This is a genomic window from Stenotrophomonas oahuensis (genome assembly GCF_031834595.1).
In the GTDB taxonomy this organism is placed as follows: Bacteria; Pseudomonadota; Gammaproteobacteria; order Xanthomonadales; family Xanthomonadaceae; genus Stenotrophomonas; species Stenotrophomonas oahuensis.
Genome location: NZ_CP115541.1, coordinates 4,517,310 through 4,534,873, shown reverse-complemented (window position 1 = coordinate 4,534,873; position 17,564 = coordinate 4,517,310). Strand labels below are relative to the sequence as shown.

Annotated in this window: 17 protein-coding genes; 6 read left to right on the top strand and 11 right to left on the bottom strand. The window is 65.4% G+C overall.

Going from position 1 to position 17,564, the window contains the following annotated elements:
* Positions 1 to 28: 28 nt before the first annotated feature.
* On the bottom strand, positions 29 to 1,396 hold the full coding sequence (purB, locus tag PDM29_RS20240) for an adenylosuccinate lyase (RefSeq protein ID WP_311191814.1): 1,368 nt from the start codon (positions 1,394 to 1,396) through the stop codon (positions 29 to 31).
* Between the two features lie 200 nt (positions 1,397 to 1,596).
* On the opposite strand from purB, the gene PDM29_RS20235 reads away from it, so the two are divergent.
* Positions 1,597 to 3,039, top strand: a complete 1,443-nt coding sequence (locus PDM29_RS20235; RefSeq protein ID WP_311191813.1) for a class II fumarate hydratase — start codon at positions 1,597 to 1,599, stop codon at positions 3,037 to 3,039.
* Positions 3,040 to 3,668: 629 nt separating this feature from the next.
* On the opposite strand, the gene PDM29_RS20230 is transcribed toward PDM29_RS20235, so the two are convergent.
* The 7 genes from PDM29_RS20230 to PDM29_RS20200 form a co-directional block, all read right to left on the bottom strand.
* Entirely contained in the window at positions 3,669 to 4,094 is a 426-nt protein-coding gene (locus tag PDM29_RS20230) for a hypothetical protein (protein ID WP_311191812.1), read from the bottom strand.
* Positions 4,095 to 4,182: 88 nt separating this feature from the next.
* Positions 4,183 to 4,761: a DUF2884 family protein gene (locus tag PDM29_RS20225; protein WP_311191811.1), complete on the bottom strand. Its 579-nt coding sequence runs from the start codon at positions 4,759 to 4,761 to the stop codon at positions 4,183 to 4,185.
* Between the two features lie 12 nt (positions 4,762 to 4,773).
* Positions 4,774 to 5,661, bottom strand: a complete 888-nt coding sequence (locus tag PDM29_RS20220; protein ID WP_311191810.1) for a DUF4097 family beta strand repeat-containing protein — start codon at positions 5,659 to 5,661, stop codon at positions 4,774 to 4,776.
* 27 nt (positions 5,662 to 5,688) lie between these two features.
* Complete coding sequence (locus PDM29_RS20215) at positions 5,689 to 6,717, bottom strand: ABC-2 transporter permease (RefSeq protein WP_311191809.1); 1,029 nt, start codon at positions 6,715 to 6,717, stop codon at positions 5,689 to 5,691.
* Positions 6,714 to 7,589: an ABC transporter ATP-binding protein gene (locus tag PDM29_RS20210; protein WP_311191808.1), complete on the bottom strand. Its 876-nt coding sequence runs from the start codon at positions 7,587 to 7,589 to the stop codon at positions 6,714 to 6,716. The genes PDM29_RS20215 and PDM29_RS20210 overlap by 4 nt, the downstream gene beginning before the upstream one ends.
* Complete coding sequence (locus PDM29_RS20205; RefSeq protein ID WP_125362006.1) at positions 7,586 to 7,948, bottom strand: GntR family transcriptional regulator; 363 nt, start codon at positions 7,946 to 7,948, stop codon at positions 7,586 to 7,588. The genes PDM29_RS20210 and PDM29_RS20205 overlap by 4 nt, the downstream gene beginning before the upstream one ends.
* A gap of 3 nt (positions 7,949 to 7,951) precedes the next feature.
* Positions 7,952 to 8,203: a hypothetical protein gene (locus PDM29_RS20200; protein ID WP_311191807.1), complete on the bottom strand. Its 252-nt coding sequence runs from the start codon at positions 8,201 to 8,203 to the stop codon at positions 7,952 to 7,954.
* A gap of 290 nt (positions 8,204 to 8,493) precedes the next feature.
* Here PDM29_RS20200 and PDM29_RS20195 point away from each other — a divergent pair, with 290 nt between their 5' ends.
* The 5 genes from PDM29_RS20195 to PDM29_RS20175 all read left to right on the top strand — a co-directional run bounded on the left by PDM29_RS20195 (position 8,494) and on the right by PDM29_RS20175 (position 12,467).
* Positions 8,494 to 9,084 (top strand): glutathione peroxidase, encoded by a 591-nt coding sequence (locus PDM29_RS20195; RefSeq protein WP_311191806.1) that lies wholly within the window; start codon positions 8,494 to 8,496, stop codon positions 9,082 to 9,084.
* Between the two features lie 84 nt (positions 9,085 to 9,168).
* On the top strand, positions 9,169 to 10,149 hold the full coding sequence (locus PDM29_RS20190; protein ID WP_311191805.1) for an FKBP-type peptidyl-prolyl cis-trans isomerase N-terminal domain-containing protein: 981 nt from the start codon (positions 9,169 to 9,171) through the stop codon (positions 10,147 to 10,149).
* A 21-nt stretch (positions 10,150 to 10,170) separates the two neighbouring features.
* A complete protein-coding gene (locus PDM29_RS20185; protein ID WP_311191804.1) occupies positions 10,171 to 11,520 on the top strand; it encodes a UDP-glucose dehydrogenase family protein in 1,350 nt (449 codons plus the stop codon).
* A complete protein-coding gene (locus tag PDM29_RS20180) occupies positions 11,513 to 11,752 on the top strand; it encodes a SlyX family protein (RefSeq protein WP_311191803.1) in 240 nt (79 codons plus the stop codon). The genes PDM29_RS20185 and PDM29_RS20180 overlap by 8 nt, the downstream gene beginning before the upstream one ends.
* Positions 11,753 to 11,765: 13 nt before the next feature.
* Positions 11,766 to 12,467, top strand: a complete 702-nt coding sequence (locus PDM29_RS20175; protein WP_311191802.1) for a DUF2058 domain-containing protein — start codon at positions 11,766 to 11,768, stop codon at positions 12,465 to 12,467.
* A gap of 39 nt (positions 12,468 to 12,506) precedes the next feature.
* On the opposite strand, the gene PDM29_RS20170 is transcribed toward PDM29_RS20175, so the two are convergent.
* From PDM29_RS20170 to PDM29_RS20160, 3 genes are all read right to left on the bottom strand, one after another.
* The gene (locus PDM29_RS20170) at positions 12,507 to 13,703 is read right to left on the bottom strand and encodes an MFS transporter (protein WP_311191801.1); all 1,197 of its coding nucleotides are present in this window, start codon (positions 13,701 to 13,703) and stop codon (positions 12,507 to 12,509) included.
* Positions 13,704 to 13,785: 82 nt separating this feature from the next.
* Complete coding sequence (metH, locus tag PDM29_RS20165; protein ID WP_311191800.1) at positions 13,786 to 16,473, bottom strand: methionine synthase; 2,688 nt, start codon at positions 16,471 to 16,473, stop codon at positions 13,786 to 13,788.
* Positions 16,470 to 17,561: a homocysteine S-methyltransferase family protein gene (locus PDM29_RS20160; RefSeq protein WP_311191799.1), complete on the bottom strand. Its 1,092-nt coding sequence runs from the start codon at positions 17,559 to 17,561 to the stop codon at positions 16,470 to 16,472. The genes metH and PDM29_RS20160 overlap by 4 nt, the downstream gene beginning before the upstream one ends.
* Positions 17,562 to 17,564 lie beyond the last annotated feature (3 nt).

The following is a 17,564-nucleotide window of genomic DNA, read 5'->3' as shown; positions in this document are numbered from 1 at the left end:
CAGTGCTTTTCGCGATGAACTAAAAGGATCAGACAGCCTTGGCCAGATCCGAAGCGAGGCCGATGTAGCCGCCCGGGGTCAGGGTGCGCAGTTCCTGCTTGGCGCTTTCCGGCAGGTCGAGGGATTCCACGAAGGCCTTCATCGACTCGGCGGTGATGCCCTGGCCGCGGGTCAGGGCCTTGAGCTGTTCGTAGGGGTTGGGCAGGCCGTAGCGGCGCATCACCGTCTGCACGGCTTCGGCCAGGACTTCCCAGGAAGCGTCCAGGTCGGCGTCCAGGCGCTCCGGGTTCACCGTCAGCTTGCCCAGGCCCTTGGCCAGCGAGTCCAGGGCCACCTGGCTGTGGCCGAAGGCCGTGCCTACCGCGCGCAGCACGGTCGAGTCGGTCAGGTCGCGCTGCCAGCGGCTGATCGGCAGCTTGGCGCTGAAGTGCTCGAACAGCGCGTTGGCGATGCCGAAGTTGCCTTCCGCGTTCTCGAAATCGATCGGATTGACCTTGTGCGGCATGGTCGAGGAGCCCACTTCGCCTTCCTTCAGCTTCTGCTTGAAGTAGCCCAGCGAGATGTAGCCCCAGATGTCGCGGGCCAGGTCGATCAGGATGATGTTGGCGCGGCGCGCCGCGTCGCCGATCTCGGCGATGTTGTCGTGCGGCTCGATCTGGGTCGTGTACGGGTTGAACACCAGGCCCAGGCTTTCCACGAAGCGCTGCGCGAAGGCCGGCCAGTTCACGTCCGGGTAGGCGATCACGTGGGCGTTGTAGTTGCCCACCGCACCGTTGATCTTGCCGGTGAATTCCACCGCCGCGATCTGGCGGCGCTGGCGCTCCAGGCGCGCCACCACGTTGGCCACTTCCTTGCCCAGCGTGGTCGGCGAGGCGGTCTGGCCGTGGGTGCGCGACAGCATCGGCTGGTCGGCCTGGGCATGGGCGAGGGCGCGCAGGTTGGCGGCGATGCCGTCCAGGCTCGGCAGCAGCACTTCGCGGCGGGCCTGTTCCAGCATCAGCCCGTAGCTGAGGTTGTTGATGTCTTCACTGGTGCAGGCGAAATGCACGAATTCCAGCGCCGGGGCCAGCTCGGCGTCGTCCTTCAGCTGTTCCTTGATGAAGTATTCCACCGCCTTCACGTCGTGATTGGTGGTGCGCTCGATCTCCTTCACCCGTGCCGCGTGGGCTGGCGAGAAGCCGTCGGCCAGGGCGCGAAGGCGCGCGGCCGCGGCCGGCGCGAATGGAGCCAGCTCCACGATGCCCGGTTCGTTGGCCAGGGCCAGCAGCCATTCCACTTCCACCTTCACGCGGGCCTTGATCAGGCCATATTCGGAGAAGATCGGACGCAGCGCGTCGACCTTGCCGGCATAGCGGCCATCGAGCGGGGACAGGGCAAGCAGGGCAAATTCGGACATGGCGGGCGCAGGCGAGGGGCGGCGGGGGCAATATTCTACCTGACGCACCGCCTGGGCCGGCCAACGGCCGGCGCTACCCGGGCGTCGCATACCCAAACCCCGCAATGCGGGGTATCGTGACCGCTGCCGCCAGCCAGGAAGCGCTCCTTCGCCAGCCGCCGCTTCCTTTCCCCAACAAGAAGTAGTGCGGAGTCAACGAAATGAGCAAAGCAGCAACAAAGCGCCCCCTGCAGGCGTTCCGGGTCGAGCACGACAGCATGGGTGAACTGCAGGTACCTGCAGACGCCTTGTGGGGCGCGCAGACCCAGCGTGCGGTCGAGAACTTCCCGGTGTCCGGCCAGCGCATGCCGCGCGGCTTCATCCGCGCCCTGGGCCTGGTGAAGGGCACTGCGGCGGCGGTCAACGCCGAGCTGGGCCACCTGCCGAAGAACATCGCCAAAGCGATCGAAGTGGCCGCGGCCGAAGTCGCCGCTGGCGACCACGACGCGCATTTCCCGATTGACGTGTACCAGACCGGCTCGGGCACCTCGTCGAACATGAACGCCAACGAGGTCATAGCGACCTTGGCCAACCGCGCCGGCAAGGCCGGAAAGACCGCGGTGCACCCCAACGACCACGTCAACCAGGGCCAGAGCTCCAACGATGTGATCCCCACCGCGCTGCGCGTCTCGGCCCTGCTGGGCGTGCACGAGGAACTGCTGCCGGCGCTGGTGCACCTGCGCAAGACCATCGACAAGAAGGGGCGCAGCCTGCGCAAGGTGGTCAAGACCGGGCGCACTCATCTGATGGATGCGATGCCACTGACCTTCGAGCAGGAATTCGGGGCGTGGTCGGCGCAGCTGGCCTCGGCGCAGGAGCGGCTGGAAGACGCGCTCAAGCGTCTGCGTCGCCTGCCGCTGGGCGGCACCGCGATCGGCACCGGGATCAATGCAGACCCGCGTTTCGGAGAGCGCGTGGCCAAGCGGTTGAAGCAGCAGACCGGCGTGCGCTTTGACAGCGCGGAGAACAAGTTTGAAGGTCTGGCCGCGCAGGACGACGCGGTGGAGCTTTCGGGCCAGCTCAATGCGCTGGCGGTGGCACTGATCAAGATCGCCAACGACCTGCGCTGGATGAATGCCGGTCCGCTGGCGGGCCTGGGTGAGATTGAACTGCCGGCGCTGCAGCCGGGCAGCTCGATCATGCCGGGCAAGGTCAATCCGGTGATTCCGGAAGCTACGGTAATGGTGTGCGCGCAGGTGATCGGCCACCACACCGCGATCACGGTGGCGGGGCAGACCGGCAATTTCCAGTTGAACGTGACCCTGCCACTGGTGGCGGCGAATCTGCTGGACGGCATCGGTCTGCTGTCCAACATCTCGCGCCTGCTGGCGGACACCGCAATTGCCGGCCTGAAGGTGCGCGAGGACCGCGTGCGCGAGGCACTGGGCCGCAACCCGATCCTGGTGACCGCGCTGAACCCGATCATCGGTTACGAAAAGGCCGCCGCAATCGCCAAGCGCGCCTACAAGGAACAGCGCCCGGTGCTGGACGTGGCCAAGGAAGACAGCGGCTTGAGCGAAGCCGAACTGCGCCGCCTGCTCGATCCGGCCGCACTGACCGCCGGCGGCATCCACGCCGGCGGTGGTTCGGGCGGTGGTGGTTGATCGCGTAAAGCCCGCGATTGCGATGGATGCGTGCGGCTGCCTTGCGGTTGCACGCGGCCCGTAGAGCCGGGCTTGCCCGGCTGCTGTTGGTTTTTGGCGAACAGCCGATGATCATCGGTTCCCGTGTTTGGGCGTACCGGGGTGGGTTTGCGGGACACGCCGTGAATACATCCCTGTAGGCTCGTCAAAAACATCCATGTTTTTGACGGTCCCGCAAACCCACCCCGGCACGCCCCAGACAGTTGGCCGGTGGCCATGGGGATGCCACGGCAACATCAACGACGATGTCGATTTGGGGTCATGCGTTACCGGACGTGGGGTATTTCACGGCGATCGTCTGTCGACCGATCCCACCAAAGCAGGTCCAGCGCACGGACAAGTGATGCGTTGGTTTTGATCTTCCGTGGCCACCGACGCACTGTCGTGGCGGTTCGGGGTGGGCTGGAGGGGGCATGAGCCGCATGGATGCGGCGACTGAGCTTACATGGACGTACTTGCAGCGTCCCCCGGAACGCCCATCCCGATCCGCCAACCCAGGGATGCCGTGAACACCGGCTGTTCGCCTGAATCCAACAGCAGCCGGGCAAGCCCGGCTCTACGGAAATCGTGCAATTGCAACGCGGTAGGCGTCAGCGGCGATCCGCCATCAGGTTGTCGAAGGTTTCGGTGTAGCCCTTGAACTCGGGGATTCGGGTGGTCAGGTCGGCGGGGATGGGCTGCATGCCTGGCGGAACCTGGATCTTCACTGCGCGCATGTCCGGGTCGTGCGGGGCGTCCACCAGGGTGTTCTGGCGCAGCACCTGCAGCTGGCCGAACATGTTCTGTAGCAGGGCCTGCTGGCTTTCGTCCAGCGGAATCTCGATCTCGTCCACCTTCATGTGCCCGTTCGGCAGCACGATGAGGTTCGGGGCCGGCGCGCGGCGTACCGTGACCATGCCGTCGCTGACCGTGATCTTCGGCTTGCTGCGCTCGGCGCGGTGATTGCGGTATTCCTGGTCGCAGCCGGTGGCGACCACGCAGAACAGGGCAAACAGCAGCAGGCAGAGCTTCTTCATGGCAGTGCGGCAACAAAAAGGGGGAGGACCATTCTAGTCCTCCCCCCGTGGCGATGCCGCCCCTGCGACCGATCGTCGCAGCGGCCGATCAGGCGTGGCAGTCGTCGATGTCGCTCTGGTCCATCGTGGCGTACGGCTTGAAGTCCGGCAGCACCGCCGCCAGTGCCTGCTGCTTGGCCATCATCTCCGGCAGCAGCTTGCACAGGGTCTGGGCCTGTTCCTTGATCTTGTCCGCCTCCGCGTTCACCTTGGCCTCGATGCCCTCGGTGTTGCCCGAGAACACCCCGCGCAGCGCCTCGCCGGCGGCCTTCACGCCCAGCTGGGCCCCGGCCACGCCGATGTCCATGCCCGCACCGGCCAGTTTTTCCACCTGCTTGCGGTAGTCCAGCAACAGCGCTCGCTGCTGTGCGTCGATGGTCACCGCCTGGCCGTTGATCAGCAGATCGCCCTGCGGGGTGATCTCGGCCTTGTTGTTGTGCTCATCGGAAATGTTGATGTTGCCCTTGGCCAGTTCCGTGCGCGCCTTGTCGGTCGCCGCCTGCACTTTCGCGCCGATCGATTCGGTTTCGGCCGCCGCCTTGTCGGCGGAGTTGTTGACGTCGCCATTGCCGCAGGCGGCCAGCGGCAGGCAGAGCAGGAGCGAAGGCAGCAGAAGTCGGGTATTCATGTCGGTGATCCTTTATTTACCGCGCTGCAACTGCACGCTGCCACGCACATTGCTGTGATTGATGTCGCCGCTGCCACTGCTGCCCACGGTGAGACCACCGCCGACATCGCGCACCGTCACATCGCCCGAACCGTGGCGTTCCACTTTGACGCTGCCGCCCACCTGGCGCGCCTCGAAATCGCCCGAACCGATGCCGGCCAGGGTGACGCTGCCCTTCACCCGCTGCAGGTCGATGTCACCCGAACCGACCGTGCCGATGTCCACATTGCCGGCCACGTCGTGCAGCTTCACATCGCCGGAGCCGACAGTGCCGACCTTGGCCGCGCCGCCGATGTTGCGTGCGGTGAAGTCGCCGGAGCCGATCCGCAGCAGATTCAGCGAGCCGGCCCCGTCCAGATCCACGTCACCCGAACCAATCGCTGCCGTCACAGGTCCCTTGATGGCGCGCAGATCCACATCGCCCGAGCCCACGTCCGCACTCAGCGAATGTGCGCCGGTAACGCTGGCGTCGCCCGAGCCTACGTTCATCTGGATCAGCACGTTGTCCGGAATGGTGCCGTGCAGATCCAGGTAGGCGTACTGATTGCCGCTCAGAATCGAGCCCACGCCCTGGTTGGCCCGCTCCAGCTTCACGATCAGCTTGCCGCCCTCCTTGCTCTGGGTGACCACAAGGTCCTTCAGCAGGTCCTGCCGCGAGGCGCAGGCACGGCCCGTCAGGGCATGCGGCCCGGGACCGGCCTGCAGCACCAGGTCATGCTGACTGACCTGGAACACCACGGCCTTGGCCCCGGCCACGTCCAGTTTCAGATCTCGGGGCTCGCTGTACTGGCACTGCGGTTCATCGGCCATCGCAACAAGGGGCAGCAACAACAGGGAAGCAACAGCGACCGTGCGGATCATGGGCAGGTTCCTCGGTGCAGGGAAGGGTCAGATTTCACCGGCGCGACGGCGCAGGCGGATCGCAATGATGATGAAGACCACGCCGAACGCCGCGCCGATCCACAGCTCCGGCAGCTGCAGCGCTCCCATCTGGTTGGACGGCGACAGCGCCGTGACCAGGTTGTCGCGGTCGCTGATGACCGCGCGCAGCTGGTCCATGCGGTAGAACACGTCACTGCCCGGCATCGTGCCCAGCAGCAGGCGGCCGACGATGTGCTGCCAGAACCAGCCGCTGGTCAGGTCGAACAGCTGCATGACCTTGGTGGTGGCGACAATGATGCCGGCGAAGATCGGCAGCATCACGCCCCACAGGAACGGCTTGGACTTGGCCCAGGCCGACCACATCAGAAGCCAGCCCGCGGTCGGAAGAGCCCACAACACGTACACCGGCAACCACGACAGGTGGCTGGCGACCAGCGACAGCGGGCTGGCCGGGCCCCAGATCAGGGTCATCGGGTTGCCGCCGTAAGCCAGCGCCACGCACGACAGGATCAACATGAAGCCGAACATGGTCAGGATCGAGGCGATCACCGCGATCACCGGGGCCACGACCAGCGCGCTGACCAGCTTGGACAGCACGGTCTGGGTGTCCGACAGCGGCAGCGACTTCCAGAACAGGATGCTGCGGTCGCGGCGGTCGTCGTACAGCGCACCCAGGCAGTAGAAGAACACCACGAAGGCCAGCACCACGAACGGCCACAGCGAGCCGAGCAGGATGGTGAAGTCCAGTGCATTGCCGAGATCGGCCGCGCCACGCGCATCCATCTTCTCGGTCAACAGCTTCAGGTCCAGGCCGTTGATGTTGATGTTTTCGTTGTCGATGTGCAGGTTGCCGGTCTTGGCGGCCCGATTCAGACCCCACAGGCCCAGCAGGATGCCGATGGTGCTCATTGCCAGCGAGATCACGCCGGCGATCAACGGGGCCCACAGGAAACCGCCGCGGTTTTCCCAGTACTCGCGCTTGAGCAGCCAGCCGAAGGTGCTCGCCTTGCTGATCGGGTGGTGGACGGTGTTCATGCGTAGGTTCCCTTCATGATGGCCACGAACAGGTCCGCCAGCCCGGGGCTGCGGACTTCGCCGAGGGCGGAGAGCTGGGCGCGCGGGACGCCGTCGAACAGCATGACGTTCTTGCCGAACGGCAGCTGGCGCTCGTCAATGGGTTGCAGGGCACGGGCGGCGTCGGCGGTTTCGGCCGACACCAGTACCTCGGTGTAGCGCTCGCCGATGTCTTCCATGTCGGCGGTCAGCACGATGCGGCCGTCGCGGATGAACATCACGTCGGTCAGGATGTGCTCGATCTCTTCCACCTGGTGGGTGGTGACGATGATGGTCTTCTGTTCGTCGAAGTAGTCTTCCAGCAGGCGCTGGTAAAACTCCTTGCGGTACAGGATGTCCAGGCCCAGGGTCGGCTCGTCCAGCACCAGCACCTTGGCGTCGATCGCCATGACCAGGGCCAGGTGCAGCTGCACGATCATGCCCTTGGACAGCTCACGCACGCGCTGGCGCGGCTGCAGCTTGGTGGTGGACAGGAAGCGCTCGCAGCGGGCGCGGTCGAAGCGAGGATGCACCCCGGCGACGAAGTCGATGGCCTCGCGCACCTTCATCCAGCGCGGCAGCACGGCCACGTCGGCAATGAAGCACACGTCGTTCATCAGTGCGTTGCGCTGCACCGTCGGGTCCAGCCCCAGCACGTGCAGTTCGCCTTCCACCGTGGTCAGGCCGAGCAGGGCCTTGAGCAGGGTGGTCTTGCCGGCCCCGTTGGGGCCGATCAGGCCGGTGATGCGCCCGGGGCTGATGGAGAGGCTGGGGGTGTCCAGCGCCACTGTCTGTTTGTAGGCCTTGCGCAGGCCCCGGCCGGTGATGACGGCGTCGGATGCAACAGCATTCATGAGGAAGTCCCTTTGGGCAGCAGATCGTCGAGGTGCAGGCCCAGGCGCTGGATGCGCTCCAGAACCAGCGGCCATTCTTCATTGAGGAAGCGGTCACGCTCGCTGCTGCGCAGCTGGGTGGCGGCTTCCTCGGTCATGAACATGCCCAGCCCGCGGCGCTTTTCCACCAGGCCTTCGTCGGCCAGTTCCTGGTAAGCACGCGAAACGGTGATGGGGTTGAGCTGGTATTCGGCGGCGACCTGCCGGACCGAGGGCAGGGCATCGCCGGGCTTGATGATGCTGTCGAGCATCATGGCGATGACACGCTCCTTCAGCTGACGGTAGATCGGAGCGCCATCGCTCCATTGAATATCGCTCATGAGTCAGCTCCGTGGGTTCAGCGACTGTGCGAATGAGAAGTAAGGCATGGACAGGGAGCTGTGCAGCCGGCGGGGAGGCGTGGGGGCGCCGTCGGCGTTCCCTGCCTGGATGACCTCGGCGTCCTGCGGGCCTTCAAACGCACCGGTGGCGGACGAGCCGTCACGGTCACCGGCGGGGATGCTGAACCAGCCGATCAGCAGCAGCGCGGTGGCGGCTGTGAGGGCTTTGGCTGAGTGGTGGCGCATGCGGTTCATGAGCTTCCCCTGCATCAGGTGACTGGTGTTGTATGCAACTATAACACCGATACGCCGGAGTGCAAGTTGCGACAGCCCCCAACTGATGGCAGGGGTGTGACATAACCTGAATGCGAAATACAACTAGTTGAAAAATATCATGTTATGTCAGTGACACATGCCTGTTTCCGCTGGGCCTGCATTCAGCGATGTGCAGCCACACGGCGCAAAAAGCCCCGGTGGTATAGTCCGCGCAGTCTGCTGGACGGCTGTTCCAGCGTGTTTCCCTGCCTTCTGACCGGAGTTGCCCGATGCGTTCCTCTTACCCTGTCCTGACCGCTGTCCGGACCCGTCGCTGGACCGTCGCGCTGCTGGCCGGCCTGCTGCTGGCCGGTGGGGCCCAGGCCGCCGGCCTGCTGGATCTCAACTACCGCCCGCTGGCCGGCAAGGGCAAGGTCAATCTGCAGAAGCAGTACGGCGGCAAGGTGCTGCTGGTGGTCAACACCGCCAGCAAGTGTGGCTTCACCCCGCAGTACGAAGGCCTGGAAGCGCTGCAGAAGAAGTACGCCGCGCGCGGCTTCTCGGTGCTGGGCTTCCCGTCCAATGACTTCAAGGGCCAGGAACCTGGCAGCGAGGCGCAGATCCAGGAATTCTGCACGCTGACCTACGGGGTCAAGTTCCCGATGTTCCAGAAGGTCGAGGTCACCGGCGACAACGCCACCCCCCTGTACAAGCAGCTGACCAAGGAAACCGGGGTCGCACCGGGCTGGAACTTCCACAAATATCTGGTGTCCAGGGACGGTCGGGTGGTTGCCCAGTTCCCCAGCAAGGTCAAGCCGGATGATGCCGAGCTGGTCAAGGCGATCGAACATGAGCTGTCGGTCACGCCTGCAAAGCGCTGATCGTCTCGACATCTCGCACGTGCGTGCGACAATGCTTCTTTTCGCGCCGACGTCGGCGCCCAGTCACTTCCAGGAATGCAGCAAATGAAGATGGGAATGCGTGGCGCCGCGGCGTCGGTTCTGATTCTGGCGATGGGTACCTCCGGTGCCGCCCTGTCGCAACAACCGGCTGCCGCCCCGGCCGCCAAGGAGACCTCTGCTTTGACCTCCCAGAAAGACAAGCTCAGCTACGCCATTGGCCTGGATGTGGCCAATTCCTTCGCCCCGATTGCTGAAGAGATCGATCTGGCCGCGCTGCGCCGTGGCGTCGAAAACGCCTTCGCCGGCAAGCAGCCGCTGATCACCCAGGAAGAAGCGCAGAAGACCGACCAGGCACTGCGCATGTCGATGGCGGTCAAGGCCGGCCAGCCGATTCCGGGCCAGGCCCCGGGCACCCCGGCTCCGAAGGTGGACCGCGAGAAGGTCGGCCTGATGCTGGGCAGCTACGCCGTCGGCCCGTCGCTGGCCGCGCTGAAGGACGACCTGGACCTGACCCCGCTGTTCGACGCGATCTCGACCAGCTTCAGCAAGGGCACGCCGAAGATGACCGCCGACCAGGCCAAGTCCACGCTGGAAGGCTTCATGGCCGCCAAGCAGGCCGAGATGCAGGCCAAGGCCGCCGCCCAGGCCGGTACCAACCGCACCGAAGGCAACGCCTTCCTGGCCAAGAACAAGACCGTGCCGGGCGTGGTCACCACCGCGTCGGGCCTGCAGTACCAGGTGCTGCGTCCGGGTTCGGGCGAGCGCCCGATGCCGACCAGCAAGGTCCGCGTGAACTACGAAGGCAAGCTGCTTGACGGCACCGTGTTCGACAGCAGCTACCAGCGCGGCACCCCGGCCGAGTTCGGCCTGGACCAGGTGATCAAGGGCTGGACCGAAGGCGTCGCGCTGATGCCGGTCGGCTCCAAGTACCGCTTCTGGATTCCGGGTGACCTGGCTTACGGCGAACAAGGCACGCAGGGTGGCCCGATCGGCCCGAACGCGACGCTGACCTTCGACGTCGAACTGCTGACCATCCTGCCGTAAGGGAACGGAGCCATCACGGACATGCGCGTCGCGATTTTTGGTACCGGCTACGTCGGGCTGGTCACGGGCACCTGCCTGGCCGATGTCGGCCACCAGGTGGTCTGCGTCGATATCGACCAGGCCAAGGTGGACGGCCTCAACCGGGGCATCATCCCGATCTACGAGCCGGGCCTGGAGCCCATGGTCAAGACCAACCATGCCGCAGCCCGGCTGGCCTTCACCACCGACGCCGCGAGCGCCATCGCGCATGGCCAGGTGATCTTCATCGCGGTCGGTACGCCGCCTGATGAGGACGGCAGTGCCGACCTGCAGTACGTGCTGGCCGTGGCCCGCACCATCGGTCAGCACATGCAGGTGCCGACCGTGGTGGTCAACAAGTCGACAGTGCCGGTCGGCACCGCCGACAAAGTCCGCGCGGCCATCGCCGAGGTGCTGGCCGCACGTGGGGTGGAGATCGCGTTCGACGTGGTCTCCAACCCGGAATTCCTCAAGGAAGGTGACGCGGTCGCCGACTGCATGCGGCCGGACCGCATCGTGGTGGGCGCGTCCAATCCTGATTCGGTGGCGCTGATGCGCCGCCTGTACGCACCGTTCAACCGCAACCACGACCGCGTGGTGGAAATGGACGTGCGCTCGGCCGAACTGACCAAGTACGCCGCCAACGCGATGCTGGCCACCAAGATTTCGTTCATGAATGAAATCGCCAACATCGCCGAAAAGGTCGGGGCCGACGTCGAACAGGTCCGCCAGGGCATCGGCTCGGACCCGCGCATCGGCTGGCATTTCATCTATCCGGGTGCCGGTTACGGCGGCTCGTGCTTCCCCAAGGACGTGCAGGCGCTGGCCCGCACCGCGCAGCAGTACGGCCATGAGCCGAAGCTGTTGAACGCGGTGGAAGCGGTCAACGAGGCCCAGAAGGGCCATCTGTTCGAACTGATCCAGCGCCACTATGACCGGGGCGAGGACGAAGGCGTGCGCGGCCGCACCTTCGCGGTGTGGGGTCTGGCATTCAAGCCGAACACCGACGACATGCGTGAAGCCTCCAGCCGCCGCCTGCTGGCGCAGCTGTGGGAGGGCGGTGCCAAGGTGCGCGCCTACGATCCCGAAGCCACCCATGAAGCGCAGCGCATTTTCGGCGAGCGCGACGACCTGGTCTTCTGCGACAGCGCCAACGCGGCGCTGGAAGGCGCTGACGCACTGGTGGTGGTGACCGAGTGGAAGCAGTTCCGAAGCCCGGATTTCGCTCTGCTGCGCGAAAAGCTCAAGGATGCGGTGGTATTCGACGGCCGTAATCTGTACGACCCGCAGGACATCGAAGCGGCCGGTGTGGCTTACTACGGCATCGGTCGGGGGCGTTCGCTGCATGGATGAGCTCATTCCCTCCGCGCGTGAACAGGCGCTGGAAGCGCGTCTGATCGAGCTGGAAATGCGTGTGTCCTTCCAGGAACAGGCGCTGGCTGAACTGAGCGAAGCGCTCGCGGATGCCCGTATTGAAGGCAACCGCAACGCCGAGCTGACCAAACTGCTGCTGGAAGACCTGGGCAAGGTCCGAAACGCGCTGTATTCCGATCCGGGCGAAGAACCGCCGCCCCCGCACTACTGATCGACCTGACATCATGAGCGATACCCTCCGCGACCAGCTGCTGGGCCTGGGCTTCAAGTCCGCGCCGCAGCCCGAACGCAAACCCGAGCGCAAGCCCGATGCCCGCCGCGACGGCCGCCCCGGCGGCAAGCCGCAGGGCGCACGCCCTGGCGGCAAGCCGGGCGACGGCCCGCGTCCACCGCGTGATGGCGACGCCCGTCGCGGCCCGCCGGGCAAGGGGCGTCCGCAGGGCAACGGCCCGCGTCCCGGCCAGGGGCCGAACAGCGGGGCCGGCAAGCCGCGCTCGCGCGAGGACATCGACCTGGCCAAGGCCTATGCCATCCGCGCGCAGAAGGAAAAAGACGACCGCATCGAGGCCGAGCGCATCAAGCAGGAAGAGGCCCGCGTGCGTCGCGAGGCCAAGGCCAAGCTGGATGAGCTGCTGAAGGACACGGGCCTGAACGACGAAGCTGCCGATATTGCCCGGCACTTCCCGTACGGCGGCAAGATCAAGCGCATCTACGTCACCGCTGACCAGCTGCGCCAGCTCAATGCCGGCGAACTAGGCGTGGTGCAGAACAACGGGCGCTATGTGCTGGTGACCGCGGCGCTGCTGGCCGAGGCCGAGGCGGTGTTCGCCCAGGCCGTGGCACTGCGCGTGGATCCGAACGCGCCGGCGGAAGATGATCCGTACGCCGACCCGCAGTACCAGGTGCCGGACGATCTGGTCTGGTAACAACCCCGGTAGGGCACGACCGTTGGTCGTGCCACGCCGTTACCGGCGCACGCGCCCCTGCCGTATCAACGGCAAACTGATCGCAAAGAAGCACAACACCGCCCCCACCGCCGCAAACCCGGCCCCGGCCAGAAACGCCGTGCGCCCGTGATCAATGTTCCACAACTGCCCGGCGATCAATGCCCCCAGCACACCGCCCACCCCGGACGAGAACCCGTACAGCAACCCCTGCCCATGCCCGTTGAGGCGGCCGGGGAAGTAGGTCGCCAGCATCTGCATGGCCGCGGCAAAGAACGCGGCAAAGCCCAGTGCATGCGCAGTCTGCACCACCAGCATCACCGCCAGGTGCTGCGGGAACAGCGCGGTCACCGTCCACCGGATCGCTGAACTGATCAACGCGATCAGCAGCATCCAGCTGGCGTCATAGCGGCGGAAGAAGCGCCCGATGGTGAAGAACACGCCCACTTCGAACACCACGCCGATGGTCCAGAGCAGGCCCAGGGTGGAGGTGCTGTAGCCGAACTGGTCCATATAGACCGAGAAGAACGTGTAGTACGGCCCGAACGACAGCTGCTCCATGAAGGCGGCCAGAAAGAACGCCGCCACCGCCGGCTTGCGCACGATCTGCCAGAAGCCGCTGGCGTCGCCTTCGGCTTTGTGGAAGTTGCGCGCATAGCGATTGGCGAACGAGGACGCCACCAGCAGCGCGAACAGCGGCAGCATCAGCCATGGCAACAGGTCCGCACGGCTGCTGCCATCCTTGCCTTCGATCAGCCAGCCGAAACCCATCACCACCGCGATGAACCCCAACGAGCCCCAGACCCGGATCAGGCCGTAGCGATGGCTGTCGTTGCCCAGGTGGGTGAGGGTGATCGACTCGAATTGCGGCATGACCGCGTTGTAGAAGAAGCAGAACACGATCATCGCCGGGTACATCCACGGCTGTGGCAGCGGCAGCAGGAACGCGCAGAATGTCAGCAGGGTCAGCACGCTGCCGATACGCAGCCAGCGGATCGGGTGCGACGAGGCGGCCGCGATCGAGGTCCACGTGCTGGGCGCGACAATACGGGTGGCATACCACAAGCCCATCATCACGCTGATGGCGGTCACGCTCATCCCGCGCGAGGTCAAAAACAGCGACCAGTAAGGCGTGAACGCGCCCAGGGCCGCGTAATAGAACAGGTAATAGCTGGAGAGGCGTGCTACCGGAACGGTATCGCGTTTGTCAGGGGTCATGGCGGTGATCATCGGGCCGGGGTGACGACCAACGGTCGTCACCTACCGAAAGGTAGGGCACGACCGTTGGTCGTGCCGCGTGTCATTCGGGATCGTAATCCAGATTCGACGCCAGCCACCGCTCCACCTGCGCCCGCTCCACGCCCTTGCGCCGCGCGTAATCGCTCACCTGTTCGCGCGTTACCCGGCCGACCACAAAGTACTGGCTCTGCGGGTGGCTGAAGTAGTAGCCGGAAACCGCCGCCGTCGGCAGCATCGCAAAGCTCTCGGTCAGCTGCATTTCGGCGTTGCGCTCGGCATCGAGCAGGCGGAACAGGGTGCCTTTCTCGCTGTGCTCCGGACACGCCGGATACCCCGGAGCCGGACGGATGCCCACGTACTGCTCGTCAATCAGTGCTTCATTGTCCAGGGCCTCACCAGAAGCGTATCCCCAGTACTCGGTACGCACGCGCTGATGCAGCCGCTCGGCCAACGCCTCGGCAAGTCGATCAGCCAACGCCTTGAGCAGGATCGCGTTGTAATCGTCGTGGTCGGCCTCGAAGCGCGCCACATGCGGTTCGATGCCGATGCCGGCGGTGACCGCGAAGGCACCGATCCAATCGCGCTTGCCGCTGTCGGCCGGTGCAATGAAGTCGGCGAGGCAGAAATCCGGACGTTCCACCGGCTTGTCCACCTGCTGGCGCAGGAAGTGCAGGGTGGCGGGGCCCTGTTCGGTCTGCAGCTGCACGTCATCGCCGACGCTGTTGGCCGGCCACAAGCCGAACACCGCCTTGGCGGTCAGCCAGCGCTCGTCGACGATGCGGGTCAGCATCGCGCGCGCATCGCGGTACAGCTCGCTGGCCTGGGTGCCGACGATCTCGTCGGTGAGAATGGCCGGGAACTTGCCGGCCAGTTCCCAGGCCTGGAAGAACGGTGTCCAGTCGATCACCTCGACCAGATCGGCCAGCGGGTAATCGTCAAGCACATGCAGGCCGGGCTGGCGCGGTTCCGGCGGGGTGTAGTCCGCCCAGCCGCCGTCGAAGCGCTGCTCGCGTGCCTTGCCCAGCGTCACCAGCCGCTTGGCGTCGCCACGATTGCGGTGGCGCTGACGGATGTCCGCGTAGTCGGCTTCATTGGCAGATACAAAGGCCTCACGCAGGTCCTGCGAGATCAACGACTGCGCCACGCCGACCGCACGCGAGGCGTCCTTCACCCAGATGGTCGGGGCCTTGTAGAACGGGTCGATCTTCAGGGCGGTATGCGCGCGTGAGGTGGTGGCACCGCCGATCATCAGCGGCAGGGTGAAGCCCTGGCGCTCCATCTCGCGCGCCACGTGGCTCATTTCCTCCAGCGACGGCGTGATCAGTCCGGACAGGCCGATGATGTCGGCGTTCTCGGCGCGCGCGGCGTCCAGAATCTTCTGCGCCGGCACCATGACCCCCAGGTCGACCACCTCGAAGTTGTTGCAGGCCAGAACGACGCCGACGATATTCTTGCCGATGTCATGCACGTCGCCCTTGACCGTGGCCATGATGATCTTGCCGTTGCTGCGCGCGGTGTCGCCGCTGCGCGCCTTTTCCGCCTCGATGTAGGGCAGCAGGTAGGCCACGGCCTTTTTCATGACGCGTGCGGACTTGACCACCTGCGGCAGGAACATCTTGCCGGCCCCGAACAGGTCGCCGACGATGTTCATGCCATCCATCAACGGCCCTTCAATCACGTCCAGCGGGCGGCTCGCCTGCGCACGCGCTTCTTCGGTGTCCTGTTCGACCCACGCGTCCATGCCGTGCACCAGCGCATGCGCCAGGCGGTCCTTGACCGGCTTCTCGCGCCAGGCCAGGTCTTCGCCCTTGGTTTCGCCTTTCTTGCCCTTGTAGCGTTCGGCGATCTCCAGCAGTCGCTCGGTGCCGTCGCTGCGGCGGTTGAGGATCACATCCTCGACGCGCTCGCGCAGTTCCGGGCCCAGCTCGTCGTAGATCGGCATCGCACCGGCGTTGACGATGCCCATGTCCATGCCGGCGGCGATGGCGTGGTACAGGAACACCGAGTGGATCGCCTGACGCACGGTTTCGTTGCCACGGAACGAGAACGACACGTTGGAGACGCCGCCGGACACATGGCAATGCGGCAGGGTGCGCTTGATGATGCGGGTGGCTTCAATGAAGTCCACCGCGTAGTTGTCGTGTTCCTCGATGCCGGTGGCGACGGCGAAGATGTTCGGGTCGAAGATGATGTCCTGCGGTGGAAAGCCGACCTGGTCAACCAGGATCCGATAGGCGCGGGTGCAGATCTCGACCTTGCGTGCGCAGGTGTCGGCCTGGCCGGTTTCATCGAAAGCCATCACCACGGCGGCCGCGCCGTAGCGCAGCACCTTGCGCGCGTGCTCGATGAACAGTTCTTCGCCTTCCTTCAGCGAGATCGAGTTGACCACGCTCTTGCCCTGCAGGCATTTCAGGCCGGCTTCGATCACGCTCCATTTGGAGGAGTCGACCATCACCGGAATACGGGCAATGTCCGGCTCGGACATGATCAGATTCAGATAGCGGGTCATCGCCTTTTCCGAATCGATCAGGCCCTCGTCCATGTTCACGTCGAGGATCTGCGCGCCGCTGGCCACCTGCTGGCGGGCGACGTCGACGGCTTCTTCGTAGCGCTCTTCCTTGATCAGCTTGCGGAACTGCGCGCTGCCGGTGACGTTGGTGCGCTCACCGACATTGACGAACAGCAGGTCCGGGGTGATGACCAGCGGTTCCAGCCCGGACAGGCGGGTGTGGCGGACCGGTGCGCTCATGCGGCCTGCTCCTGCGCTGCCGGCAGCGCCCTGGGCGGCAGCCCGGCCACCGCCAGCGCGATGGCGCGGATATGGTCGGGGGTGGAGCCGCAGCAGCCGCCGACCATGTTGAGCAGGCCGTCCTGGGCGAAGCCGCGCAGGGTGGCGGCCATTTCATCCGGAGTTTCGTCGTATTCGCCAAACGCGTTGGGCAGGCCGGCGTTGGGGTGCGCGCTGACGTAACAGTCGGCGACCTGTCCCAGGGTTTCCACGTGCGGGCGCATGGCGTCGGCACCGAGGGCGCAGTTCAGTCCGATGGACAGCGGCCGTGAGTGGGCCAGCGAAGCATGGAAGGCATCGGCGGTCTGCCCGGACAGGGTGCGCCCGGAGGCATCGGTGATCGTGCCGGAGATCATGATCGGCAGGCGCGCGCCGCGATCGTCGAAGGCTTCTTCGATGGCGAACAGCGCCGCTTTAGCGTTCAGCGTGTCAAAAATGGTCTCGACCATCAGCGTGTCGGCACCGCCGTCGATCAGGCCGTCGATGGCCTCGCGGTAGGTATCTCGCAGTGCATCGAAGCTGGTGTTGCGGAAGCCGGGATCGTTCACGTCCGGGCTGATCGAAGCCGTGCGGCTGGTCGGGCCAAGCACGCCGATGACGAAGCGCGGTTTGCCCGGCGTGGTCGCCTCGATGGCATCGCAGCAGGCCCGCGCCACCGCTGCGCCGGCCTTGTTGAGCTCGTACACCAGGTGTTCCAGGTGATAGTCGGCCTGGCTCACCGAAGTGGCATTGAAGGTGTTGGTTTCGATCAGGTCCGCACCGGCCTCGAGATACGCGGTGTGGATGCCGGCGATCACCTCCGGTTTGGTCAGCAGCAGCAGGTCGTTGTTGCCCTTCAGGTCATGGCCTTCCGGCGTGCCGTGGTCACAGCCCACGCCATGCTGGTGATCGAAGCCACCGGCGAAGCGCTCACCGCGGTAGTCGGCTTCCTCCAGCCCGTGGCGCTGGATCATCGTGCCCATCGCACCGTCGATGATCAGGATGCGCTCGGCCAGCGCCGATTCGAGGGCGCGGACACGTTCAGGGTGCAGCCACGGCAGCGACGACATGGA

What these genes read in the sequence shown, in the direction of transcription:
- PDM29_RS20160 (WP_311191799.1), bottom strand. Translation starts at nt 17,561, where the DNA reads ATGTCGTCGCTGCCGTGGCTGCACCCTGAACGTGTCCGCGCCCTCGAA.
- PDM29_RS20175 (WP_311191802.1), top strand. Translation starts at nt 11,766, where the DNA reads ATGAGCGATACCCTCCGCGACCAGCTGCTGGGCCTGGGCTTCAAGTCC.
- purB (WP_311191814.1), bottom strand. Translation starts at nt 1,396, where the DNA reads ATGTCCGAATTTGCCCTGCTTGCCCTGTCCCCGCTCGATGGCCGCTAT.
- metH (WP_311191800.1), bottom strand. Translation starts at nt 16,473, where the DNA reads ATGAGCGCACCGGTCCGCCACACCCGCCTGTCCGGGCTGGAACCGCTG.
- PDM29_RS20185 (WP_311191804.1), top strand. Translation starts at nt 10,171, where the DNA reads ATGCGCGTCGCGATTTTTGGTACCGGCTACGTCGGGCTGGTCACGGGC.
- PDM29_RS20205 (WP_125362006.1), bottom strand. Translation starts at nt 7,948, where the DNA reads ATGAGCGATATTCAATGGAGCGATGGCGCTCCGATCTACCGTCAGCTG.
- PDM29_RS20220 (WP_311191810.1), bottom strand. Translation starts at nt 5,661, where the DNA reads ATGATCCGCACGGTCGCTGTTGCTTCCCTGTTGTTGCTGCCCCTTGTT.
- PDM29_RS20225 (WP_311191811.1), bottom strand. Translation starts at nt 4,761, where the DNA reads ATGAATACCCGACTTCTGCTGCCTTCGCTCCTGCTCTGCCTGCCGCTG.
- PDM29_RS20180 (WP_311191803.1), top strand. Translation starts at nt 11,513, where the DNA reads ATGGATGAGCTCATTCCCTCCGCGCGTGAACAGGCGCTGGAAGCGCGT.
- PDM29_RS20235 (WP_311191813.1), top strand. Translation starts at nt 1,597, where the DNA reads ATGAGCAAAGCAGCAACAAAGCGCCCCCTGCAGGCGTTCCGGGTCGAG.
- PDM29_RS20210 (WP_311191808.1), bottom strand. Translation starts at nt 7,589, where the DNA reads ATGAATGCTGTTGCATCCGACGCCGTCATCACCGGCCGGGGCCTGCGC.
- PDM29_RS20190 (WP_311191805.1), top strand. Translation starts at nt 9,169, where the DNA reads ATGAAGATGGGAATGCGTGGCGCCGCGGCGTCGGTTCTGATTCTGGCG.
- PDM29_RS20170 (WP_311191801.1), bottom strand. Translation starts at nt 13,703, where the DNA reads ATGACCCCTGACAAACGCGATACCGTTCCGGTAGCACGCCTCTCCAGC.
- PDM29_RS20200 (WP_311191807.1), bottom strand. Translation starts at nt 8,203, where the DNA reads ATGAACCGCATGCGCCACCACTCAGCCAAAGCCCTCACAGCCGCCACC.
- PDM29_RS20195 (WP_311191806.1), top strand. Translation starts at nt 8,494, where the DNA reads ATGCGTTCCTCTTACCCTGTCCTGACCGCTGTCCGGACCCGTCGCTGG.
- PDM29_RS20215 (WP_311191809.1), bottom strand. Translation starts at nt 6,717, where the DNA reads ATGAACACCGTCCACCACCCGATCAGCAAGGCGAGCACCTTCGGCTGG.
- PDM29_RS20230 (WP_311191812.1), bottom strand. Translation starts at nt 4,094, where the DNA reads ATGAAGAAGCTCTGCCTGCTGCTGTTTGCCCTGTTCTGCGTGGTCGCC.